A 17,901-nucleotide genomic window follows, 5' to 3' on the forward strand; every position below is an offset into this window, starting at 1 on the left:
ACGCGACTTCGATTGAGGTTGGGAACTGGCGGGCGTGAGCTGATTGCGCGGCGTCTGCCGCTGTCAGTCCAGGATCGTCATGAGCATCTCCCAAGACGCCGCCGTTACCCCTCCCGTCCCGAAATCCTTCGCCGCCGAGGTGCTGGAGTTGGTCAAGACGATCGGCGCGGCGCTGCTGATCGCGCTGGTGCTGCGTGTCGCCCTGTTCGAGCCGTTCACGATTCCGTCGGACTCGATGGAGCCCGGCCTGCGGACCGGGGACTACGTGGTGGTCTCGAAGTTCGACTATGGCTGGAGCCGCCACTCGATCCCGCTCAGCCCGCCCCTTTGGCACGGTCGGATCCTGGCCGCGGAGGGGCCGAAGCGCGGGGACGTGCTGGTCTTCAAGCTGCCGCGCGACATGAGCCAGAACTACATCAAGCGCGTGATCGGGCTGCCCGGCGACCGGGTACGGTTCGCGGGCGGCGTGATCTCCGTCAACGGAGAGCCGATCGTCCAGGCGCCGGCCGGCTTCGTTCGCGATCCGGGCTCGCCGGAGGTGACGGTCCAGGAAAAGGTCGAGCGCCGGCCGGACGGGCGCGCCTACGTCACCTTCGACCGCGGACCAGGGCACGAGGGCGACGACACCGAGACCTACGTGGTTCCCGAGGGCAGCTACTTCATGATCGGCGACAACCGGGACAACTCGCTGGACAGCCGGTGGCCCCGGGCGGCGGGCGGGGTCGACTTCGTGCCGGCCGAGAATATCGTGGGCCAGGCGCGGTTCGTGATGCTGTCCTGGCGCGGGGCGTCGCTGTGGAAGCCGTGGACCTGGGGGAACATCGACTTCAGCCGGATCTTCAAGGCGGTCCGCTAGCGGCGGTATTCGTCCAGGGTCAGCACGCCGTCGTGGTTGGCGTCGAGGTGAGCGAAGGCCACGCGGCGCAGCAGGTCCTGGGCCGGATCCGCCGGGTTGGGGCGGGCCAGGGAGGGGACCGCGATTGCGCCGACCGCCGCGGCGAGCAGCGCGCCGGCGGCCAGGCGCCAGTGGGTCCTGGCCCGAGGCGCAGGGGCCTCCACCTGCTGGTCGATGAAGGCGCGGACCGCCTCGCTGGCCGAACGGCCTTCGCGGCGGCACCGCTCCATGAACGCCGTCTTGGCGGCGTAGGGGAGGCGGATCTCGAGCGACTCGCTCTTCTTGGGCGGCCTGGGTTCGCGCATGGCCGGAATCCAAACCCAAACGCCGCCCGCGCGACAGCGAAATCGTGTCCGGACGCGTTTTCGACGCAGGTTGAAGCCGTCTCGCCACCCGTCTACCAGCGGCGGCGGACAGGGGAATCTCAGATGGCCGACGGCGCGGTGGACTTCGAATATCTGGAGACGTTTGCGGCCGGCGACATGGCGGTGGTGACCGACGTGCTGGCGCTGTTCCAAGGGCAGGCCGAGGGCTGGATGGCCCGCCTGGACGCGCCCGGCGAGGGTTGGCGCGACCTTGCGCACACTATCAAGGGTTCCGCCCGTGGCATCGGCGCGACCGCGCTGGGCGAGGTGGCCGACCGGGCCGAACGGGGCGACGCGTCGATGGCGCCTGAGCTGCGCACCGCGCTGGCCGACGCCCTGGCCGAGATCGAAGGCTACCTCACGCGCATCGGTGGCGGCTGACTGTCGGATCGCACCGGCCTCGTTCGTCGTAATGGGGAAACCCAGGGAGTGAGCGTATGAAGTCCGACACCATCCTCGTCGAGAATATCGCCAGCCCGGACAGCCCGCCGCGGCCCGTGAACAAGGAGAAGTTCGAGGCGACCCGCGACGCCGTCCTTGCGGTGCTGCCGACGTCCGAGCCCGGGTTCTCGTATGCAGAACTGAAGGCCGCTGCGCTGCCGCGACTGCCCGAGGCCCTCTTCCCAGGTGGGGACAAGGTGGGCTGGTGGCTGAAGTGCGTGCAACTGGACCAGGAAGCCAAGGGCGTCATCCTGCGCCATGGTAAGCCGCTGCGCTGGTATCGCGCCGCCTAGGGGATCAGGGCCCGGTCGGAATAGGTCTCGATCAGCAGGGCGAACGGGCGTCCATCCGGCGTCTGAAGATAGGCCCGGTGCTGGAGAACGTTCGGCGGGATCGTCACCGCGACGTCGAAGCCGGCGGGATCGGCCGCTTCCCAGCCCGGTGGCAAGGGCTGGAACAACAGGCGTGACGACAGAGTGCGGCGCTGGAAATTCAAGGGGCGGACCACGACGCCGAAAGGCCGCTGCGTCGATTCCAGGTCGACATTCATCTGCGCGGTCAGGCGGCCGGGCAGGTACCAGTTGTCGGCGCGCGACAGCACGACCTCGCCGCACTTGAGCTCCACCCGGCGGCGCTTGAGCGGCTCGTTCGCGGCGGCGCCCAGCTGGCGGCGGGCGGCGTTGGCGGCGGCCAGGTCGTCCGGAATCTCGACCTGCTGGGCGAGGATCCGCGGCGCGGCGGGATCGCGGCGGTCGCACAGCGCCTGGAGCACAGCCGTCGCGCTGTCGTGGCTCAGCAGGTCGGCGTTCAGGGTCTGGAGCTGCGCCTGCAGCCGCAGCCGCTGGACATAGTTCGCCCCCTGCGCCGCCGCGTCGCCCGACGCCAGCGAAACCGCGCTCACGACCGCCGCCAAGAGACCTCCTGCCAACCTCAAATCCTAGATCCCGGCGCCGTTGTCGATGGCCCGCAGGGCTTCCTCGTGCGCCTCCGCTTCGGCCTCGATCCAGCCGATGAAGGCCTTCACCTGCGGCAGCCGTCCCTTGGCCTTGGGATGGACGAGGTAGTAGGCGAAGTCGACGGCCTGCGCCATCTGCAGCGGCGCCACCAGGCGCCCCGCATCGAGGTCGGCCTGGGCGAGCGTGCGCTTGGCCAGGGCCACGCCGCGGCCGTTGGCCGCCGCCTCGATCACCAGGCTGGACTGGTTGAAGCGCGGGCCGCGATGACCGTCGATGCCGCGCAGGCCGCGCGCCGCCAGCCACATCGGCCAGTCGGGACAACTGTCGTCGATATCGGGCGAGCCGTCATGCAGCAGGGTGTGGTTCGCCAGGTCTTCCGGCGTGTCCAGCGGATGCTCCGCCAGGAGCTCGGGGCTCAGCACCGGAATCACCGCCTCGCTGACAAGCCGCTTTACCTCGAGTCCCGGGTAGCGGCCCGCCCCATACCGGAGCGCCAGATCGACCTCGCCGGCGCTGAGGTCCACCAGCTCCATGCCGGCGTTGAGCCACACGTCGACCTGGGGGTGGGCCCGCTCGAAGGCGCCGAGGCGGGGCGCCAGCCACTTGGCGGCGAACGAGGGCGGTGCGGTGATGGTCAGGCGACGCCCGTCGACGGCGGCGGTCAGCAGGCTCGCGGCCTCCGCCAGCCGATCGAAAGCCTCGCGCAGGGCGGGCAGGGCGGTCTGGGCCGCGTCGGTCAGCAGAAGACCCTTAGGCGTGCGCTTGAAGAGCGCCGCCCCGACATAGTCCTCGAGGTTCTGGATCTGCTGGCTCACCGCCCCGGGGGTCACCGACAGCTCGTCCGCGGCCCGGCTGAAGTTCAGGTGGCGCGCGGCGGCCTCGAACGCCCTGAGGGCGTTGAGCGGCGGTAGACGTCGGCGCTGGTGGTTTCGATCCATCCTAGAATTCCTGACACCCCAGGCAGAAGTCCTTGGGTTGCGAATTGGCCCCTTGCCGCCCTTATTGCAAGCGTCCGGCGGTGTATCGGCCCTTTTCGCCGACGGACATCAAGCGGGGCGGGCGCCAGTCCGCCCCGTCATGATTTCGGGGTCGGTGTGTCGATAGAGAAGCTAAACATGGGTGTCCGAAACGGCAAAGGCGGGAGTGGCGAGCGCCTTGTGGTGCTGAGCGGCCACGGCCGGGCGCGCGACCCAGGCCGCGTGTGGTTGGTGGGCGCCGGACCGGGCGACCCCGATCTGCTGACGATCAAGGCGCTGAAGGCGTTGCAGGGCGCTCAGGTGGTGGTGCACGACGGGCTGGTGTCGGACGAGATCCTGGATCTCGCGCCCGCCGCCGCTCGCCGGATCAGCGTCGCCAAGCGCAAGTCGCGCCACTCGTACAGCCAGGACGAAATCAACCGCATGCTGGTGGCGTTCGCCCTGGAAGGCCTGGAGGTCGTGCGGCTGAAGGGCGGCGACCCCTTCATCTTCGGCCGCGGCGGCGAGGAACTGGAAGCCTGCCGCGAGGCCGGCGTCGAATGCCGGATCGTGCCGGGCGTTACGGCCGCCTTGGCGGCGGGCGCCAGCGCCGGCGCGCCCCTGACCCATCGCGGCTCGGCCCAGGCCGTGACCTTCGTCACCGGCCACGCCGCGAAGGGCGGCGAGCCCGACCTGGATTGGGAGAGCCTGGCCAAGGCCAACCAGACGGTCGTGATCTACATGGGCCTGTCGATGTCCGCTCCGATCGCGGCGCGCCTGATGGCCGCCGGACGAGCGGGCTCGACCCCGGCGCTGATCGTCGAGAACGCCAGCCGGGCCGAAGAGCGCCGCCTAGTCACGACGCTGGCCGGCCTCGCCGAGGCCGCCGCGAACCTCAACGGCCCGGCGCTGCTGGTCGTGGGCGAGGCGATGGCGCTCGCCCAGGCGGGCGAAGGCCGGCCTCGCATCGAAACTTTCATTCAGGAGGCGCGGGCATGAAGGCGCTGACCGGCAATCTGTTGGCCGATGGCGAAGCCGTGTTCTGGAGCGAGGGCCGGTGGGTGCCGCGCTTCCGCGACGCCGAGCTGTTCAGCGACGACCAGGCGGCCGAAACGGCCGAGGGCCAGGCCAAGTCGCAACAGACCGTCGTTGTCGATCCCTACCTGATCGACGTGATCGAATCGGAGGGGCTCTGGGCGCCGCTCAGCTTCCGCGAGCGGATCCGCGCGCTTGGCCCTTCGAACCATCCTCAACACGGGAAACAGGCGCTGGGCGGCGACGATATCGCGGCCCTCCAACACGCCCACGGCGCGGCGCGGTCGACCGGCCGCGTCAACCTGATCAAGCGGAAGTAGTCCGATGTACCAGTACGACACCATCGACAAGGAGTTCACCCAGGACCGGGTGGCTGAGTTCCGCGAGCAGGTGGAGCGCCGCCTAGCCGGTGAGATCACCGAAGATCAGTTCAAGCCGATCCGGCTGTTGAACGGCCTCTACCTGCAACTGCACGCCTACATGCTGCGCGTCGCCATCCCCTACGGGACGCTGACGTCGAAGAAGCTGCGCAAGCTGGCCTGGATCGCCTCGACCTACGACCAGGGCTACGGCCACTTCACGACCCGCACCAATCTACAGCTCCACTGGATCAAGCTGAAGGACGCGCCCGCGATCCTGGAGCATCTGGGCGAGGTCGGCATGCACTCCATGCAGACGTCGGGCAACACGATCCGCAACGTGACGGCCGACCCCTATGCCGGCGCCACGGCCGACGAGCTGGACGATCCGCGCGTCTGGGCCGAGGCGATCCGTCAGTGGTCGACGGTGCATCCCGAGTTCAGCTTCCTGCCGCGCAAGTTCAAGATCGCCGTGACCGCGGCCGCCAAGGACCGCGCCGCCACCAAGGTCTACGACATCGGCCTGGCCATGCGCCGGGGCCGCGGCGGCGAGCTGGGCTTCGAAGTGCTGGTGGGCGGCGGCCTCGGCCGGACGCCCTACCTCGGTCCGACGATCCGCGAGTTCCTGCCGACGCGGCACCTGCTGTCGTACCTGGAGGCGATCCTGCGGGTCTACAATCGCCACGGCCGGCGCGACAACATCTGGAAGGCGCGCATCAAGGTGCTGGTGGCCAGCCTTGGCGCCGAGGAATTCGCCCGTCAGGTCGAGGCCGAGTGGGCGAAATCCGATCCCGAGCGCATCGATCTCCCAGACACGGAGCTGGCCCGCATCCGCGCCGATTTCACGCCGAAGTTCGAGACGCTGAAGCCGCGCTCGGAGGCCATCGAGCAGTTGAAGGCGGGGGACTCGGGGTTCGCGCGGTTCCTGCGCAACAATGTCCACCCGCACAAGATCCCGGGCTATGCCCTGGTCGACGTTTCGCTGAAGGCTCCGGGCCAGACGCCGGGCGACATGACGTCGGACCAGATGAATGTCGTGGCCGACCTGGCGGAGCGATATTCGCTGGACGAGGTGCGGGTGAACTACACCCAGAACCTGATCCTGCCCCACGTGAAGCTGGATGATCTCCCCACGGTCTATGCGGCGCTCGACGGGGCAGGCCTCGCCACGCCGAACATCGACCTGATCAGCGACATCATCGCCTGCCCGGGCCTTGACTACTGCGCCCTGGCGAATGCGCGCGCCATCCCGGTGGCGCAGCACATCGCAAAGCGGTTCGCCGATCCGGCCCGCGCCGAGCTGATCGGTGAGCTTAAGATCAAGATCAGCGGCTGCATCAACGCCTGCGGTCACCACCACGTGGGCCACATCGGGATCCTGGGCGTCGATAAGAAGGGCGAGGAGTTCTACCAGGTCACCCTGGGCGGATCCGGCGAGGAGGACGCCAGCCTGGGCTCGATGCTGGGCCCGGCGCTCTCGGCCGACCGCGTGACCGACGCCGTCGAGCAGATGGTCGATGTCTATCTGCGCGAACGCCGCGAGGGCGAGCGCTTCCTCGACACCTTCCGCCGCACGGGCGTCGCGCCCTTCAAGGAGGCCGTCTATGCCGACGCGAATTAAGGTCCAGGACGGCCACATGTACCCGGTCGAGGACCCGTTCACCAACGTGGCCGACGATCAGGACCTGCCGCAGGGCGATGTGATCCTGTCGCTCGCCCGCTTCCAGGCCGAGGGCGAGCGTCTGCTCTCCGAAGGCCGCGCGGTGGGCGTGCGCCTGAAGAGCGACGAGGAAGTCGAGGCCCTGGTCTACGACCTGCCGCGGATCGCCCTGGTGGCGCTGGAGTTCCCGAAGTTCCGCGACGGTCGGGCCTATTCCAACGCGCGGCTTCTGCGCGAGCGCTATGCGTTCGTGGGCGAGGTCCGGGCGGTCGGTGACGTGCTGCGCGAGCAGGCGCACTTCATGTTGCGGTGCGGCTTCGATGCGTTCGAACCCGCGGACGGCACGGGCGCCCAGGAATGGGAGGCGGCCACCCGTCGGTTCCGCCACGTCTATCAGCGCGCCGCCGACGGTCGCGAGCCCGCCTTCGCGGAACGGGAGGCGTGAGCCATGGCTTTCGACTCGCTTGACCGTGCTCCGGTGGCCCTGCGCCTCGACGCCGAACTGCGTCACGCGCACCCCCGGACGATCCTAGAGGCGGCCGTTGAGAGCTTCGGCGACAAGCTGGCGCTGGTCTCCTCGTTCGGAGCGGAGTCCGCGGTGCTGCTCGACATCGCCGCCAAGGTGAAGCCGGACATCGCCGTCCTGTTCCTCGACACCGGCATGCTGTTCGGTCAGACGCTCGACTACCGCCAGCAGCTCGCGGCGCGCCTGGGCCTCACGAATGTGCGCGACCTGCGCCCGAGCTACCAGGACCTCGCTACCGCCGATCCACAGGCCAAGCTGTGGCAGAGCGATACGGACGCCTGCTGCCACGTGCGCAAGGTGCTGCCGCTGGACAAGGCGCTGGGCGAGTTCGACGCCTGGATCACCGGCCGCAAGCGCTTCCACGGCGGCGACCGCCTCCACCTGCCGGTGGTCGAGCCGTCGGAAGGGAAGATCAAGTTCAATCCGCTGGCCAATTGGGGCAAGGCCGATCTCGACGCCTATGCCGCCGAACATGGCCTGCCGGCCCATCCGCTGGTCGCCCAGGGTTTTCCCTCCATCGGCTGCTGGCCCTGCACGCAACCGGCGGAGGAGGGCGAGGACGTCCGCGCCGGGCGCTGGAAGGGTCTGGACAAGACCGAGTGCGGAATCCATCTGGCGCGTGCGCCCGGGACGCCTGACAACGTCGGCGGCGATATCTAAGGCTTTTCAGGAATGAACGACGTGACCTTGGCCCAGCCGGCTGCCAGCGCCGGACTGAAGGCGTCCGGCGCCTTCTTCGTCGAGACCGTGACGTGGGTGCACCACTGGACCTCGACCCTGTTCTCATTCCGCACGACGCGCGACCCGGCGCTGCGGTTCTCCAGCGGGCAGTTCGTGATGGTCGGTCTGCAGAAGGAGGACGGCAAGCCGCTGGTCCGCGCCTATTCGATCGCCTCGCCGTCGTGGCACGAGGAGCTGGAGTTCTACTCCATCAAGGTGCCGGATGGTCCGCTGACCTCGCGGCTGCAGAATATCAAGGTCGGCGACCAGGTCCTGATCGGCCGCAAGCCCACGGGCACGCTGGTGCTGGACGGACTGAAGCCTGGAAAGCGGCTCTACATGCTGGGCACCGGCACGGGCCTGGCGCCCTGGCTGTCGCTCGCCCGGGACCCGGACGTTTATGAGCGCTTCGAGACGGTGGTCGTGACCCATACCGTGCGCGAGGTGGCGGACCTGAACTACGCGGAGCTGTTCGACGAACTGCCCAAGGACGAAATCCTGGGCGAGCTGATCGGCGACAAGCTGAAGTACTATCCGACGGTGACGCGGGAGGCGTTCCGTACCAAGGGTCGGATCACCGACCTGATCGCCTCGGGCCAGCTTTTCACCGACCTGGGCCTACCCCCGTTCAACCCGGCGGAGGATCGCGTGATGCTGTGCGGTGGCCCGTCTGTACTGGCCGATCTTAAGAAACAGCTGGTGGACCTAGGGTACGAGGAAGGTTCCATAGCACAGCCTGGAGATTTCGTTCTCGAGAAGGCGTTCGTCGAGACGTAGAAGTCCGCTGCGGTGCAGTAAGATTTCGGAAACCCCATGGTGGAGTCATCGGGGATACACATAAGCGAATCTACGTAGGTGTTCGTCCGAAATTTTAACCATAATTCGGGCGTGCTTAGATGAGGACACGGCTTGGAGGAGCCCCCCGTGTCCGCCACCTACTTCGAAACGCCCGAAGCACAACCGACGCTCGTAGCCCAGATTGCGACCTGGTTCCGTGACGCGCGTCGGCGCGCGACGGCCGAGGCTCCTAGGGGCGCGGCGCGCCAGCGACATTCGGCCCCGAGCGTCGCCACCGGCGCCTGCAGCTGCTGCGCCGGCCAGGCCCTGTCCCGCTACGTCTCGCCCCAGGTGCTCGACCGGCTGATGGCCGACCCGAGCGGCCTGACCCTGGGCGGTGAAACTCGCGACGTCACGGTGCTGTTCGCCGACCTTCGCGGCTTCACCGCGCTCGCCGAGGCCCTCAAGGACAACCCGCGCCGCCTCAGCGACTTGATGAACGCCGTCCTCGACCCCTTGGCCGAGATCGTGCTGGCCCACGGCGGCGCCATCGACAAGTACATGGGCGACTGCGTGATGGCCTTCTGGGGCGCTCCGCTGGACGATGCGGACCATGCCACCCACGCCTTCGAGGCCGCCCAGGCGATGCTGGGCGCCGTGGACGACATCGATCGCCGTGTGCGCGCCGCGTTCGGCGCCGAGGTCGACCTGCCGCCCATCCGGATTGGGATCGGGATCAACTCGGGTGAATGCGTCGTAGGCAATGTGGGCGCCCGCCGGCGCTTCGACTATTCCGTCCTCGGTGACCCGGTGAACGTCGCCTCGCGCATCGAAGAGCTGTGCAAGGTCTACGACATCCCTCTGCTGATCGGTGAGGAGACCGCCCGCCGCCTGCCGGCCGACGCCGGCCTCGCCGAAATCGGCCGCCTCACCCTGCGCGGCCGCAGTGAGAAGCAATGGGTCTACAGCCTCGGCGCGCTGGGCCTGCCTTCGGAGCCTGCGCAATGAGTGCGTCGTCGCAATTCATCGTGCCGCAGGCCGCGATCCCCGCCCATGCGTCGGAAGCGACCCACAAGGCCGCCCCTGCGCTGCCGCCGGGCATCGGCCTCGGCCTCGGTCTCGTGGTCTCGCTGGGTCTGTGGACCGCCATCGCCTATGTCGTTGTGCGGCTTATCGGCTGATCGTGGCCTCTGCCGCTTCCAGGATGAAGGCCGCCCGATCCGCCACGCTCGCCTTCGGCACGACCACGGGGGCGTAACCGAGGGTCGGTAGCCTGCCTTGGATGAGCCCGAACGTCGCCTCGGCTTCTTCCCAAGCCTGCCTTCGTTCCGCATCGGTCTCGTAGATCTCCGGCCAGGGCGGAAGGACGAAGACGGTTCTGTTGTAGCGCCGCGTCCGGATGGCTTCGACGAGGGCCGGGGAGGGCGTCGAGCCGTTCGCGCCGTAGCTGTCAATGATCCCGCGGTCGAAGAAGACCCGCCGCGTCTCCCCGGCCATGGCGTCGAAGATCGCGATGTCCCGCGCCGAGCACAGGGCCACATATAGGTCGTTGTCCGGCCAGGGCGCGCCCCGGCCGCCGGTCTCGAGCTGCTCCCGGATCACGGCGCGCGCCGTCTCCTCGACGACCAGCTCCCCCATCGCCTGCAGATGGCGAATGAGCGTGGTCTTGCCCACGCCGGGGCCGCCGGTGAGGACGAAGAAGTTGGGTTTTTGGATGGGAGCCCCCAGGGACGAGGGCTAGCCCGTCACTTGGGCGGGCAGCCCGTGAAATTTCCGACCTTGATCGCGGTCAGGGTGCCGAGGTTCAGCTTCTGCAGCGTCTTCATCGAGGCCGCATTGTGCCCCGTGTAGAGGTCGATGCGCTGGCCCTTGATCGCGCCGCCGATGTCGGAGGCGTACCAGTAGCCGTCGTGCGCCTGGCCGTTGGGCATCTTGAGTCCCACGGTCTCCTTGATGAAGACCACCGTGCGGCGCGGAATGATGTTCTTGTCCACCGCCAGGGTGCGCATCGGCACCACGCGGCAGCCAAGGCTGTCCAGGCTGCCGACGCCCTTAGCGCCGGCGTGATAAAGCGTGGCCTTCACGTTGAAGACCGCAGAGCCGGGAAGCGCCCCCGAAATGATCGAGGAAACAAGATCGCCGACGGGATCGTTCGTCGCGGCTTGCGCGTTGGAAGCGATACCGAGGGCGGAAAGCACTGCCAGGGCGGCGAGGCGGCGTCGCATGGACGGCGTCCTCCTTCGTCGTTGAACTGGTGGCCGGAGTCCTACCGGCTGAGCTCCTGCGGGGCAACCCCGGAAGGGCGATTGGCCGCGGCCTGTGAGTTTCCCTAACAGTTGAAGTCAGCCGGTATCGCTTGATCGCCAAGGGATTTCGCCGCAAAGCCGCGCTCCAGCAACCGGAGAGCGGCGCATGAAAATCTATGGGGACAGCATCTCCGGCAACTGCCTGAAGGTGAAGTGGACGGCCGATTTTCTGGGCCTGAAGTACGACTGGATCGAGACCAACATCCTCCAGGGCGAGTCGCGCACGCCGGCGTATCTGGCGATGAATCCGGCGGGGCAGGTCCCCGCGGTGGTGCTGGACGACGGCCGGCCGTTGGCCCAGTCGAACGCGATCCTGCTGCATTTCGCCGAGGGCTCGGAGCTGATCCCGGCTGACCGCTACGAGCGGGCGCGCATGCTGGAGTGGATGTTCTGGGAACAGTACAGCCACGAGCCCTACGTGGCCGTCGCGCGGTTCCAGGTTCTCTATCTGGGCAAGGCGGTCGCGGACCTCGAGCCTCGCCTGGTCGAACGCGGGAATGGCGCGCTGCAACGGCTGGAACTGGGCTTGTCCCAGTCGCCGTTCCTGGTGGGCGACAAGCTCAGCCTCGCCGACGTGGCGGTTGTGGCCTACACGCGGGTCGCCCACGAAGGCGGCTTCAGCCTCGATCCTTATCCGGCCGTGAAGGCCTGGGTGGCCCGGGTCGAGCAGACCCTGCGCATCGGCTGAGATCCTCCCCGAGCGCGCTTGCCATTGTCACGGGCGGGCGGGAAAAGCGGGGCATGAAACGCCTTTCCGCCCTGGCGCTCGCCGCCGTGCTCGCCGCCGCCCCCAGCTCGCTCTTCGCCTGGGGCAACACCGGTCACCGCATGCTGGGCGAGATCGCCATGCGCGCGCTGCCGACGGATGTGCCGGCCTTCCTCCGCACGAAACGGGCCGTCATCGACGTGGGCGAATTCTCCCGGGAGCCGGATCGGTCGAAGGGTGCGGGCAAGTTGCACGATCAGGACCGCGACCCCGGCCACTTCATCGACCTGGACGAGGACGGCAAGCTGCTGGGCGGCCCGCCCATGCTGCCGCTGGCGGCGACCCGCGCCGAGTTCGAGACCCAGCTCCGCGCCGCGAACCTGGACCAGTGGAAGGTCGGCTACCTGCCGTACTCGATCATCGACCGCTATCAGCAGCTGACCACCGACTTCGCCTATTGGCGCGTCCTGCACGCGGCTGAAGCCAATCCGAAGTGGAAGGCGCACCGCGCCTGGTTCACCGCCGACCGCGTCCGCCGCGAGGCTTTGATCCTGAAAGGCATCGGCGAGCTCAGTCACTTCGTGGGCGACGGCAGCCAGCCGCTGCACGTGACCAGTCACTACAATGGTTGGGGCGACGGGCCGAACCCGAACAACTATTCCAAGGCCCGCCTGCACGGACCGTTCGAGAGCGACCTGGTCCAGGCCACCGTCAAGCCGGCGGCGGTCGCGGCCAAGGTCACGCCGCTGCGCCTCTGCAACTGCCCCATCGAGCAGCGCGTGTCCGACTACCTCAGCGCCACAGGGAAGCAGGTGATTCCGTTCTACGAAATGGAGAAGGCCGGCGGCATGGCCCCCGGCGACCCGCGCGGCACCGCGATGGCTACCGAGCGGCTCGCCGTGGGGGCCTCGGAGCTGCGGGACGTCATCGTCGAGGCCTGGCAGGCGAGCCTGAACTCGAAGATCGGCTGGAAGCCGGTGGCGGTGAAGGACGTCCTGGACGGCAAGGTCGATCCGTATCCGTCGCTGTATGGCATTGATTGATGACGACACCCCAGTTCGGGCGCGCGGAACCAGGGGCGTCCTATCCGGACCGCCCCGCCGCCTTCGCGGTTGTCGAAAGGGACGGCCTGCTGGCCTTGGTGCGGGTTGAGCGCCAGGCGCGGGGACTGGTCCTCGACCTGCCGGGCGGCGGCATCGACGGCGACGAAAGCGCGGCCGAGGCCGCGGTGCGTGAATGCGGTGAGGAGGCCGGGCTGGTCGTGGCGCTGGACGCCGAGCCCTTCGTCCATGCCGACCACTATTTCCTGCACAACGATGGCGTGGTGCGAAATACACGCAGCGCCTTTTTCGCGGGGCGGGTCGCAGCCGAGGATCCGGCGCTCAAGATCGAGGACGATCACGAGTTGGTCTGGGTCGCTCCTGACGAGGCTCTGCTGCGGCTGGACCGGGAATCGCATGTCTGGGCGGTGGTGACGTGGCTGAGATTGCGCGCGCGGGCCTGAGGCGCTAGCAGCGCGCCATGACAGCGAAGATTATCGAGGGCCTCCCCGTCGCCGAGCGCCTGAGGGCCGAGGTGGCCGCAGAGGTGACGCGCCTGAAGGCCGAGCATGGTCTCCAACCGGGCCTCGCGGTCGTGCTGGTGGGTGACGACGCCGCCAGCCAGGCCTACGTGAAGTCGAAGGGCGAGCAGTCGCTTGCGGCGGGCATGCACTCAGTCACGCACCGGCTCGCGGCCGAGACATCGCAGGACGAGTTGCTGAAGCTCGTCCGCGAACTGAACGCCGATCCCAAGATCCACGGCATCCTGGTGCAGCTACCCCTGCCGAAGCACCTGGACGAGAGCCCGATCATCGACGCGATCGATCCGGACAAGGACGTCGACGGGCTCCACGTGGTCAACGCCGGTCGTCTCGCTGTCGGGCTGCCGGCCCTGACGGCCTGCACGCCCGTCGGGTGCATGGTCCTGCTCCGAGACACCCTCGGCGACCTCACGGGCAAGCACGCGGTGGTGGTCGGGCGCTCGCGCCTGGTGGGCAAGCCGATCGGGCAGCTGCTGCTGGCGGCGAATTGCACGGTCACCATGGCCCATTCCAAGACCGTGGACCTGCCGGGCATCTGCCGCAGCGCCGACATCCTGGTGGCTGCGGTCGGCCAGCCCCGTATGATCCGAGGCGACTGGATCAAGCCCGGCGCATGCGTCATCGACGTGGGCATCAACCGCGTGCCGTTCGACAATCCCGAACAGGCCGCCCTGGGCAAGACCAAGCTGGTGGGCGACGTGAACTACAAGGAAGCGCTGGAAGTCGCGGGCGCCATCACCCCGGTGCCGAAAGGGGTGGGCCCGATGACCGTCGCGTGCCTCCTCCAGAACACCGTCACCGCAGCGAAGCGGCAGGCGGGTCTGGAGCCCTAGGACGGGGGCTTGGCGTTCGCGTTGGTCCAGGCCACGACCTCGCCCAGGACTTCCCGCACCGCCTGGTCGTAGGCCGGCACGATCGCGGTGACGCGGTTGTCGCTGGCGGTCACCCGCTTCTCAAAGAGCTTCTCGCCAACGAGGCCACGGTCGGTCCCGCCGGTTAGAGCGGCCCGCGCGCGTACGACGATGGTCGGCGCCGCCTTGGGGCCGTGGTCATAGTGGGCCTCGAAGTTCCGCACATCGAGACGAAGGATATAGGCCGCCACGCCGGGCTCGCCGCGGGCGATCAGGCGCACATGCCCCGGATCGGCGTCGAAGGCCGCGACAACGGCCTCGTCCCACAACACCGCGGCGGGCGCGATCCATCGGGTCTCGGCCACGTAGGCGGCCTTGCCGTCGGTCAGGGTCAGCAGCCGGTCGCCGGCGGACTCTCGTTGGAAGGTGGCGTTGGTTCGGAAGACGCCCACGGTTCCGGCCGCGGCTTCCACGTCCTTCGCCGCAACGGCCTGTCCGAAGCGGTAGAGATGCGCCGGCTTGCTCTTGGGCAACAGCGACACGCAGGCGGTCAACGCCAGCGCCGACGCGGCCACGGCGGTCAGGCGGAGCAGGGCGGCAGGTCGCATCATTGGGGCACCTTCACTTCCTCGGCCTTGCCCTTGCCGAGCGCGCCGGTCGGGTTGGATTGGACCTCGTTGATGAGCCGTTCCAGCGACTCGGCCGTCTGCTGCAGCTGGATCACCGCGGTGGTGACCTGCGGCAGGCCGTTGGTCGCGAAGTCAGCCGTGGGGCCCTGCAGGCGGTCGATCATCACGCGGGCGTCCTTAGCGGTCGCTTTCGCTTCCTCGGCGGCGTCGGCCAGATTGGCGATCGCGCGCTTGCCTTCGCCGTCGACGACGCTGCGGGTGGAGGCCGAGAGCTTGGCGATCTCGTCCGCGGCGGTATCGATCCGCTGCAGCGCGCTCTGCGCGTCGGCAAGGATTGCCTTGCGCTCGCGCAGTTCGGCCGTGAACGCCTGGGCGTCGGAGAGAGAGGCCGAGAACGTCTTGATGTTCTGGTCCGACAGGACGCGGTTCACGCGGTCCAGCGCCTCGATCGTCCGGGTCAGCACGGTGCCGCCGCCTTCCAGCAGGTCGGAGATCGCGCTGCGCTGGCTGCGGATCACCGGAATGCAGTCGCGCCCCAGGCCCAGCCGCTCGCACCGCGGCTTGTCAGCCTCCTTCAGGAGTGGCCGCGTGCCGGTGCCGGCGGTGATCTGGACATAGTTCAGGCCCGTGATGCCCTGGGGCTCCAGGGTCGCATAGCTGTCGACCCGGATCGGCACGTCCTCGGTCACCCGCACCCGGGCGATGACGTTTCGCGGATTGAACTTGTCGAGGGCGATCTTGGTGACCTCGCCCACCTTGATGCCGTTGAAGTGGACCTCGCCGCCTTCGTTCAGGCCACGGACCGGTCCCTGGAAAACGATGTCGTACAGGTCGTACTCGGCGTTGATCCGCACGCGGGCCAGCCAGACGACGAAGACGATCAACGCGACCGTCAGGATCAGGGTGGAAAGCCCCACCAGGGCGTAGTTGGCGTTTCTTTCCATCAGGCTTTCGTCCCTGCTCGGGCGTCGCGCGCCGCGCGGCCCCGGGGTCCAAGGAAGTATTCGCGGATCCACGGATGATCCGAACGCTCGAGCTCGCGAACCGGCGCCGTGGCGACAACGTGTTTGTCGGCCAGCACGGCGACGCGGTCGGTGATCTCGTAGAGGGAGTCGAGGTCGTGGGTGATCATGAACACCGTAAGGTCCAGGCTGTCGGCCAGGTCGCGGATGAGTTCGTCGAACGCGGCCGCGCCGATGGGGTCGAGGCCGGAGGTCGGTTCGTCCAGGAACAGCAGTTCGGGGTCGAGCGCCAGGGCGCGCGCCAGGCCGGCCCGCTTCTTCATGCCCCCCGAAAGCTCCGCCGGCTTCAGCGACCCCGCCTCGGGGCGCAGGCCCACCATGGCGATCTTCAGGTCGGCCAGCTCATGGGCCTCGCGGCGGGACAGCCTGGTGTGTTCGAACATGGGCGCGGCCACGTTCTCGCGCACGGTCAGATTGGAGAAGAGAGCGCCGCCCTGGAACAACACGCCCCACGACCGCTCCAGCGCGCTCCAGCGGCGGCGGGAGGCGCGCTTCAGTTCCTGGCCGAAGACCGTGACGGTGCCCGCGTCGGGATTGCGCAGCCCGATGATGGTGTTGAGCAGCACCGACTTGCCGGTGCCCGACCCGCCGACCACGCCCAGCACCTCCCCGCGCTTCACGGTCACGTCCAGGTCGTCGTGGACGACGTGATCGCCGAACTGCGAGCGCAGGCCCCGCACCTCGATCGCCGGACCGGATTGGTCCAGCAGTTCCTCGTCGCTGAGGGTGTTCTCGTTGCGGGCGTCGGTCATATGTCGAGCTGCATGTAGATGAGCGCGAAGGCCGCATCGATCATGATGACGGCGAAGATGGCGTGGACGACGGCGGCGGTGACCCGCTGGCCGAGCGACTGCACATCGCCGCCGACGAGCAGGCCCTGGCGGCAGCCGATCCCGGCCACGACCCCGGCCATCACCGGCGCCTTGGACAGGGCCACCCAGAAGTGCGTCGCGCCCACGTTGTCGACGATGCGCTGGAGGAAGAAGGTCGGGCCCAGGCCCAAGGTGGTCCAAACCACGATCAGCCCGCCCAGCAGCCCCGCCAGGGTGGCGACGAAGGTCAGGAGGGGGATGGTCACCAGGAGGGCGATGAAACGGGGCAGCACCAGGGCCTCGAACGGGTCGACCCCCATCACCTGCATCGCGTCGACCTCCTGCTGCATCTTCATCGAGCCGAGCTCGGCGGCGAAGGCGGACGCCGACCGCCCGGAGAGCAGCACGGCCGTGATGACGATGTTGAATTCACGGATCATCGACACGCCGATCAGCTCGACGACGAACACCTCGGCCCCGAACTGGCGCAGCATGTTCACACCGAGCAGCGCGACCACCGCGCCGATGAACAGGGTGGTGATCGCCACGATCGGGATAGCGTCCAGGCCGGCCCGCTCCATCTGGGTGAAGATCGGCGCCCAGCGGACCTTACGCGGGTTGCTCACCAGATTGGCGAGGGCGCGGAACGCCACCACCAGCAGGTGGCCAAGGAACCCCATGGTGCTGAGGAACTCGATGCCCAAGTCCACCACGCCGCGGCCGATGCGGATGGTGAGGTTGTGGAAGCCCTTGGGCTCGCGTCGCACCACCGGTTCGACGCGGACGGCGTTGTCCACGAGCTCCAGCAGGCGGCGGGTCTCCGGTCGCGCCACGATCTGATCGAGGCTGAAGCCCCGACCCACCGCGCGGACGATGGCGTAGGCGCCCGCGGTGTCCATCCGGCGCACCTTGTTCAGGTCCAGCGTGACGTCCTGGCGGCCGCGCAATTCGTGCGTCAGCGCATCGCCGACCCCGCCCAGCAGGTTCGTCGTCCAGTCTCCGCTGAGGATCGCCGTGGGGCGATCCGTCGCGGCCTGCATCTGGAACTGCGCGGGCTTCTCCATACAGGCGTTGTCCGGGGCGTCGGCGCGGCTGTCCAGCCTTCCCGTTCCCGTTCGTCCTCCTCGCAAGACGGCGCCTTCGCCTGATCAGCCCGGGGCCCGAACGCTCATATGGCGAAGGTTGTTCCGCCCACAAGCGAAAGCCGTTCATCCACCGCTACGGCCACGCTCAGCCAAGATTTGGTCCAAGTCGGGCGGGTAAGCATCACGAATTACGCCTAAAATTGACTCGCTTGCGTAGG

24 protein-coding genes are annotated in these 17,901 nt (G+C 68.3%); 15 read left to right on the top strand and 9 right to left on the bottom strand.

Features of this window, described 5'->3' with window-relative positions; all coding sequences use genetic code 11:
- Positions 1-79: 79 nt before the first annotated feature.
- Positions 80-856: a signal peptidase I gene (gene lepB / locus ACODSY_RS13855; protein ID WP_488952341.1), complete on the top strand. Its 777-nt coding sequence runs from the start codon at positions 80-82 to the stop codon at positions 854-856.
- On the opposite strand, the gene ACODSY_RS13860 is transcribed toward lepB, so the two are convergent.
- A complete protein-coding gene (locus ACODSY_RS13860) occupies positions 853-1,200 on the bottom strand; it encodes a hypothetical protein (RefSeq protein ID WP_488952342.1) in 348 nt (115 codons plus the stop codon). The two genes, lepB and ACODSY_RS13860, sit on opposite strands and share 4 nt — an antisense overlap.
- Before the next feature lie 123 nt (positions 1,201-1,323).
- Between ACODSY_RS13860 and ACODSY_RS13865 the strand changes: the two genes are divergently transcribed.
- On the top strand, positions 1,324-1,641 hold the full coding sequence (locus tag ACODSY_RS13865; RefSeq protein WP_488952343.1) for an Hpt domain-containing protein: 318 nt from the start codon (positions 1,324-1,326) through the stop codon (positions 1,639-1,641).
- A gap of 56 nt (positions 1,642-1,697) precedes the next feature.
- On the top strand, positions 1,698-1,994 hold the full coding sequence (locus ACODSY_RS13870; protein WP_488952344.1) for a DUF6958 family protein: 297 nt from the start codon (positions 1,698-1,700) through the stop codon (positions 1,992-1,994).
- On the opposite strand, the gene ACODSY_RS13875 is transcribed toward ACODSY_RS13870, so the two are convergent.
- Positions 1,991-2,614 carry a hypothetical protein gene (locus tag ACODSY_RS13875; protein ID WP_488952345.1) on the bottom strand — a complete coding sequence of 208 codons (624 nt, stop codon included), beginning with the start codon at positions 2,612-2,614 and terminating at the stop codon, positions 1,991-1,993. The two genes, ACODSY_RS13870 and ACODSY_RS13875, sit on opposite strands and share 4 nt — an antisense overlap.
- Positions 2,615-2,638: 24 nt before the next feature.
- Entirely contained in the window at positions 2,639-3,595 is a 957-nt protein-coding gene (gcvA, locus tag ACODSY_RS13880; RefSeq protein ID WP_488952346.1) for a transcriptional regulator GcvA, read from the bottom strand.
- A gap of 177 nt (positions 3,596-3,772) precedes the next feature.
- Here gcvA and cobA point away from each other — a divergent pair, with 177 nt between their 5' ends.
- The 8 genes from cobA (at position 3,773) to ACODSY_RS13920 (ending at position 9,871) form a co-directional block, all read left to right on the top strand.
- A complete protein-coding gene (cobA, locus tag ACODSY_RS13885) occupies positions 3,773-4,612 on the top strand; it encodes a uroporphyrinogen-III C-methyltransferase (RefSeq protein ID WP_488952347.1) in 840 nt (279 codons plus the stop codon).
- Positions 4,609-4,968, top strand: a complete 360-nt coding sequence (locus ACODSY_RS13890) for a DUF2849 domain-containing protein (protein WP_488952348.1) — start codon at positions 4,609-4,611, stop codon at positions 4,966-4,968. Before cobA ends, ACODSY_RS13890 begins: the two co-directional genes overlap by 4 nt.
- A gap of 4 nt (positions 4,969-4,972) precedes the next feature.
- Positions 4,973-6,628 (top strand): nitrite/sulfite reductase, encoded by a 1,656-nt coding sequence (locus ACODSY_RS13895; protein WP_488952349.1) that lies wholly within the window; start codon positions 4,973-4,975, stop codon positions 6,626-6,628.
- Complete coding sequence (locus tag ACODSY_RS13900; protein ID WP_488952350.1) at positions 6,612-7,112, top strand: DUF934 domain-containing protein; 501 nt, start codon at positions 6,612-6,614, stop codon at positions 7,110-7,112. Before ACODSY_RS13895 ends, ACODSY_RS13900 begins: the two co-directional genes overlap by 17 nt.
- A gap of 3 nt (positions 7,113-7,115) precedes the next feature.
- The gene (locus ACODSY_RS13905) at positions 7,116-7,853 is read left to right on the top strand and encodes a phosphoadenylyl-sulfate reductase (RefSeq protein ID WP_488952351.1); all 738 of its coding nucleotides are present in this window, start codon (positions 7,116-7,118) and stop codon (positions 7,851-7,853) included.
- 12 nt (positions 7,854-7,865) lie between these two features.
- Complete coding sequence (locus ACODSY_RS13910; RefSeq protein ID WP_488952352.1) at positions 7,866-8,690, top strand: ferredoxin--NADP reductase; 825 nt, start codon at positions 7,866-7,868, stop codon at positions 8,688-8,690.
- Between the two features lie 147 nt (positions 8,691-8,837).
- Positions 8,838-9,698 (top strand): adenylate/guanylate cyclase domain-containing protein, encoded by an 861-nt coding sequence (locus tag ACODSY_RS13915; RefSeq protein WP_488952353.1) that lies wholly within the window; start codon positions 8,838-8,840, stop codon positions 9,696-9,698.
- Positions 9,695-9,871 (top strand): hypothetical protein, encoded by a 177-nt coding sequence (locus tag ACODSY_RS13920; protein WP_488952354.1) that lies wholly within the window; start codon positions 9,695-9,697, stop codon positions 9,869-9,871. The genes ACODSY_RS13915 and ACODSY_RS13920 overlap by 4 nt, the downstream gene beginning before the upstream one ends.
- On the opposite strand, the gene ACODSY_RS13925 is transcribed toward ACODSY_RS13920, so the two are convergent.
- Both ACODSY_RS13925 and ACODSY_RS13930 read right to left on the bottom strand, forming a co-directional pair.
- On the bottom strand, positions 9,861-10,418 hold the full coding sequence (locus tag ACODSY_RS13925) for an AAA family ATPase (RefSeq protein ID WP_488952495.1): 558 nt from the start codon (positions 10,416-10,418) through the stop codon (positions 9,861-9,863). The genes ACODSY_RS13920 and ACODSY_RS13925 overlap by 11 nt on opposite strands.
- Positions 10,419-10,435: 17 nt before the next feature.
- Positions 10,436-10,915 (bottom strand): 3D domain-containing protein, encoded by a 480-nt coding sequence (locus ACODSY_RS13930; RefSeq protein WP_488952355.1) that lies wholly within the window; start codon positions 10,913-10,915, stop codon positions 10,436-10,438.
- A gap of 187 nt (positions 10,916-11,102) precedes the next feature.
- Between ACODSY_RS13930 and ACODSY_RS13935 the strand changes: the two genes are divergently transcribed.
- Genes ACODSY_RS13935 through folD form a run of 4 tightly spaced genes read left to right on the top strand, consistent with a single transcriptional unit; the run spans position 11,103 to position 14,117 of the window.
- Entirely contained in the window at positions 11,103-11,684 is a 582-nt protein-coding gene (locus tag ACODSY_RS13935; protein ID WP_488952356.1) for a glutathione S-transferase family protein, read from the top strand.
- 53 nt (positions 11,685-11,737) lie between these two features.
- Positions 11,738-12,745: a phospholipase C/P1 nuclease family protein gene (locus tag ACODSY_RS13940; protein ID WP_488952357.1), complete on the top strand. Its 1,008-nt coding sequence runs from the start codon at positions 11,738-11,740 to the stop codon at positions 12,743-12,745.
- On the top strand, positions 12,745-13,206 hold the full coding sequence (locus ACODSY_RS13945) for an NUDIX domain-containing protein (protein WP_488952358.1): 462 nt from the start codon (positions 12,745-12,747) through the stop codon (positions 13,204-13,206). The genes ACODSY_RS13940 and ACODSY_RS13945 overlap by 1 nt, the downstream gene beginning before the upstream one ends.
- Positions 13,207-13,223: 17 nt before the next feature.
- Entirely contained in the window at positions 13,224-14,117 is an 894-nt protein-coding gene (folD, locus tag ACODSY_RS13950) for a bifunctional methylenetetrahydrofolate dehydrogenase/methenyltetrahydrofolate cyclohydrolase FolD (protein ID WP_488952359.1), read from the top strand.
- Here folD and ACODSY_RS13955 read toward each other — a convergent pair.
- Genes ACODSY_RS13955 through ACODSY_RS13970 form a run of 4 tightly spaced genes read right to left on the bottom strand, consistent with a single transcriptional unit; the run spans position 14,114 to position 17,662 of the window.
- Positions 14,114-14,746, bottom strand: coding sequence for an ABC-type transport auxiliary lipoprotein family protein (locus tag ACODSY_RS13955; protein ID WP_488952360.1), 633 nt, complete (start codon positions 14,744-14,746; stop codon positions 14,114-14,116). The genes folD and ACODSY_RS13955 overlap by 4 nt on opposite strands.
- The gene (locus ACODSY_RS13960) at positions 14,743-15,708 is read right to left on the bottom strand and encodes an MlaD family protein (RefSeq protein ID WP_488952361.1); all 966 of its coding nucleotides are present in this window, start codon (positions 15,706-15,708) and stop codon (positions 14,743-14,745) included. Before ACODSY_RS13960 ends, ACODSY_RS13955 begins: the two co-directional genes overlap by 4 nt.
- Complete coding sequence (locus ACODSY_RS13965) at positions 15,708-16,538, bottom strand: ABC transporter ATP-binding protein (protein WP_488952362.1); 831 nt, start codon at positions 16,536-16,538, stop codon at positions 15,708-15,710. Before ACODSY_RS13965 ends, ACODSY_RS13960 begins: the two co-directional genes overlap by 1 nt.
- Positions 16,535-17,662, bottom strand: coding sequence for an MlaE family ABC transporter permease (locus ACODSY_RS13970; protein WP_488952363.1), 1,128 nt, complete (start codon positions 17,660-17,662; stop codon positions 16,535-16,537). Before ACODSY_RS13970 ends, ACODSY_RS13965 begins: the two co-directional genes overlap by 4 nt.
- Positions 17,663-17,901 lie beyond the last annotated feature (239 nt).

The organism is Phenylobacterium sp. FG114, from assembly GCF_057809855.1.

Excerpts from the sequence above, each read along its gene's own strand:
- lepB (WP_488952341.1), top strand. The coding sequence starts at position 80 with ATGAGCATCTCCCAAGACGCCGCCGTTACCCCTCCCGTCCCGAAATCC.
- ACODSY_RS13860 (WP_488952342.1), bottom strand. The coding sequence starts at position 1,200 with ATGCGCGAACCCAGGCCGCCCAAGAAGAGCGAGTCGCTCGAGATCCGC.
- ACODSY_RS13865 (WP_488952343.1), top strand. The coding sequence starts at position 1,324 with ATGGCCGACGGCGCGGTGGACTTCGAATATCTGGAGACGTTTGCGGCC.
- ACODSY_RS13870 (WP_488952344.1), top strand. The coding sequence starts at position 1,698 with ATGAAGTCCGACACCATCCTCGTCGAGAATATCGCCAGCCCGGACAGC.
- gcvA (WP_488952346.1), bottom strand. The coding sequence starts at position 3,595 with ATGGATCGAAACCACCAGCGCCGACGTCTACCGCCGCTCAACGCCCTC.
- cobA (WP_488952347.1), top strand. The coding sequence starts at position 3,773 with ATGGGTGTCCGAAACGGCAAAGGCGGGAGTGGCGAGCGCCTTGTGGTG.
- ACODSY_RS13890 (WP_488952348.1), top strand. The coding sequence starts at position 4,609 with ATGAAGGCGCTGACCGGCAATCTGTTGGCCGATGGCGAAGCCGTGTTC.
- ACODSY_RS13895 (WP_488952349.1), top strand. The coding sequence starts at position 4,973 with ATGTACCAGTACGACACCATCGACAAGGAGTTCACCCAGGACCGGGTG.
- ACODSY_RS13900 (WP_488952350.1), top strand. The coding sequence starts at position 6,612 with ATGCCGACGCGAATTAAGGTCCAGGACGGCCACATGTACCCGGTCGAG.
- ACODSY_RS13905 (WP_488952351.1), top strand. The coding sequence starts at position 7,116 with ATGGCTTTCGACTCGCTTGACCGTGCTCCGGTGGCCCTGCGCCTCGAC.
- ACODSY_RS13910 (WP_488952352.1), top strand. The coding sequence starts at position 7,866 with ATGAACGACGTGACCTTGGCCCAGCCGGCTGCCAGCGCCGGACTGAAG.
- ACODSY_RS13920 (WP_488952354.1), top strand. The coding sequence starts at position 9,695 with ATGAGTGCGTCGTCGCAATTCATCGTGCCGCAGGCCGCGATCCCCGCC.
- ACODSY_RS13930 (WP_488952355.1), bottom strand. The coding sequence starts at position 10,915 with ATGCGACGCCGCCTCGCCGCCCTGGCAGTGCTTTCCGCCCTCGGTATC.
- ACODSY_RS13935 (WP_488952356.1), top strand. The coding sequence starts at position 11,103 with ATGAAAATCTATGGGGACAGCATCTCCGGCAACTGCCTGAAGGTGAAG.
- ACODSY_RS13940 (WP_488952357.1), top strand. The coding sequence starts at position 11,738 with ATGAAACGCCTTTCCGCCCTGGCGCTCGCCGCCGTGCTCGCCGCCGCC.
- ACODSY_RS13945 (WP_488952358.1), top strand. The coding sequence starts at position 12,745 with ATGACGACACCCCAGTTCGGGCGCGCGGAACCAGGGGCGTCCTATCCG.
- folD (WP_488952359.1), top strand. The coding sequence starts at position 13,224 with ATGACAGCGAAGATTATCGAGGGCCTCCCCGTCGCCGAGCGCCTGAGG.
- ACODSY_RS13955 (WP_488952360.1), bottom strand. The coding sequence starts at position 14,746 with ATGATGCGACCTGCCGCCCTGCTCCGCCTGACCGCCGTGGCCGCGTCG.
- ACODSY_RS13960 (WP_488952361.1), bottom strand. The coding sequence starts at position 15,708 with ATGGAAAGAAACGCCAACTACGCCCTGGTGGGGCTTTCCACCCTGATC.
- ACODSY_RS13965 (WP_488952362.1), bottom strand. The coding sequence starts at position 16,538 with ATGACCGACGCCCGCAACGAGAACACCCTCAGCGACGAGGAACTGCTG.
- ACODSY_RS13970 (WP_488952363.1), bottom strand. The coding sequence starts at position 17,662 with ATGGAGAAGCCCGCGCAGTTCCAGATGCAGGCCGCGACGGATCGCCCC.